This is a genomic window from Pseudostreptobacillus sp. (assembly GCF_977040545.1).
Genome location: NZ_CDRRBS010000118.1, coordinates 1 through 2,682, shown reverse-complemented (window position 1 = coordinate 2,682; position 2,682 = coordinate 1). Strand labels below are relative to the sequence as shown.

Sequence of the window (2,682 nt, the reverse complement as noted above, 5' to 3'; positions counted from 1 at the left end):
ATAATTCACAAACAGTTGCATAAATTGCATTTGTTTTAGTTAATCCTTTATAATAAATTCTTAAAGTAATCATTCCCCATACAGCAATTAATAAAGTCAATAATATTATATTTTTATTATTAAATGTAACTAGTAAACCATCTATAGTAGACTGAATATTAAATAACAATAACACAAACGTAATACATGTTGTAAATATATATCTATAAAAAGTAGCTGTTTGTGGTTTAACTTTTAAAGAAACTCTTCTTCCAAAAGTTGTTGATATACCAAAACTTATAGCTGATATTAATGAAAATAAACAAGCATATAAAGATTTTATTTCTAAACTAAATGGACTATTAACTCCAAATGTCATTACATATATAGCAACTAAACAAATTAAAAAATAATATTTAAAATGTTTATTAGGTTTTTCTTTTAAAATTATCATTGCAGATATTATTGCAAAAATTGGTTGAGATTTTTGTATAAGTATAACTAAGCTAAATGGATTAAATTCACTTAATTCAAGTGCTTTTACTATACATATAGTACCTATAGTACCCCCAAATAATGCTATCAAGAATAAATATAAAATATCACTTTTATTTTTTTTATTCAATGCTTTATACTGTCCAGGACTCGTTAAACTCATCCATATACTTGGAACTAAATGTACCAAAAAAGTAATTAAAATAACATTATAAAGCCCATAACTAAAATATCTTGGTGTAAATAAAACACCATCTACTCCCCACATTATAGCCCCTATTACAACTAAAATCCAATAAAAATTCATCTCACTACCTTTCTATTTTTTCTTTTTATTAATATTTAATAGTGCAAGTTTAATTAAATCTTGCATTTCTAACTCTTTAAATTCAGAATCAGAAATAATCAAAGATACATCTATCTTATCATATCCTAAAGATTCTAATGCTAATCTTAAATTCTCTTTTTTAGATATAATTTCAAGTAAACTTTCATCTACAATATTTGTCATTATATCTATATTATCTAATTTATCAATTAAATCTATTATTATTTTTTCTGCTTTTTTAACACCAATTCCTGGTACCTTTGCTAACTCTTTAGAATTTTTAGATTTAACAATACCTGTAAGTTCACTATAATTAAAAGTTGAAAGTATCGCTATAGCTTTTTTAGCACCTACTCCACTTATTGAAATACAATTTCTAAAAAATTCTCTTTCTATCTCTGACTTAAATCCGTAAAAAGATATATCATCTTCTTTAACTATAGTATGTATAAATAACTTTTCTTGTTCACCTAATGAATTTAAAACTTCATACGATTTTAATGTTGTATAAATTTTAAATCCTATTCCATTTATATCTAAAGCAACATAGCTTAAATTTTTTACTGTTAATTTTCCTTGTAAATATTCATACATAATTTATTTCCCTTCATCCTTTGAAACAAAATATTCATCTTTACCAAATATACACTCAAGGTTATTTTTAAATTTTTCTATATCACCAGAAACAATATATTCTATATCTCCATTTTCATTTTTATTAGATATATAGTTCCCTAATTCTATAGAGACTTCAATAGATGGATCTATTAATTTCAATTTAGGATACTTTCTACTTATAATATCTTTTATTATAGAATAATGTGTACATCCTAATATCAAAGTATCTATTTTTTCACTAATTGGTGCAATATATAAATCTATTAATTTTTCAATTTCTTCTCCATCTTTTTTACCACTTTCAATAATCGGAACAAATTTAGGACAAGCAACTGAATATACATCTATATTTTCATCTAATTCCTTTATTTTATCATGATATTTATTTGATTTTATTGTTGTTTCAGTAGCAATTACTCCTACTTTTTTTGAGCCTATACTTAACAATTTTTTTATTGCAGGATCTATTACTCCTATTATTGGTATATCATATTTTTCTTTTAAACTGTCTAATGCATTTGAAGTTGCACTATTACAAGCTATAACTATAACTTCTACACCTTTATTAATTAAATAATTTACTATTTCCATAGAATAACTAATTATTTGTTTTGAACTTTTATCACCATAAGGTAAATGACAAGTATCACCATAAAACACTATATTTTTTTGTTTATAATCTGTTTTTATAACATTGAGAGCAGTTATCCCTCCCAATCCTGAATCAAAGATTCCTATTGACATATTAATCACCACACACTTAAATTTCAAATATAGAATTCAAGAATAAAAATATACACAACTTTAAATTTACATTAGATTTAATAGAGTTTTTATATTCTATTAGTTTTTCTATTTTTTCTATATTGTATATATCTATGCATTTCAATATACAAGAATACATAAAAGAATAAACTTTTTCTCTTGAATTCTTTAAATCCTTATCTACTAATATTTTAATGATTCTATCTGATATATTTAGTAATTGAATTTCTTTCTCATACTTTAATCTATTTAATAGATATATTATTGACTTTTCATATTTGATTCTATTTTCTAAATTTGAATTTAAATAATAATCAAAAATATTATCATACATTTCCTCTAAAGAGTTGACATCAAAATCATCAATATTTAATTCAGAAGAAATATATTTACTCAAATAATTCAAATCATATTCAAAAAATTTATATATATTATAATTTTCAGAAATTAAATATTTTGGTATAGCTTTAGTCAAATCAATCTTTATTGATCTAGAT

4 protein-coding genes are annotated in these 2,682 nt (G+C 22.5%); all 4 read right to left on the bottom strand.

Annotation, left to right across the window (positions count from 1 at the left end):
• Window positions 1–781: DMT family transporter (locus ACWYO2_RS05645; RefSeq protein WP_455515505.1), on the bottom strand; the 781-nt coding region annotated here is incomplete at its 3' end.
• 12 nt (window positions 782–793) lie between these two features.
• Window positions 794–1,396 carry a Holliday junction branch migration protein RuvA gene (gene ruvA, locus ACWYO2_RS05640; protein ID WP_455515504.1) on the bottom strand — a complete coding sequence of 201 codons (603 nt, stop codon included), beginning with the start codon at window positions 1,394–1,396 and terminating at the stop codon, window positions 794–796.
• 3 nt (window positions 1,397–1,399) lie between these two features.
• Entirely contained in the window at window positions 1,400–2,164 is a 765-nt protein-coding gene (gene murI / locus ACWYO2_RS05635) for a glutamate racemase (RefSeq protein WP_455515503.1), read from the bottom strand.
• 16 nt (window positions 2,165–2,180) lie between these two features.
• Window positions 2,181–2,682: hypothetical protein (locus tag ACWYO2_RS05630; protein ID WP_455515502.1), on the bottom strand; the 502-nt coding region annotated here is incomplete at its 5' end.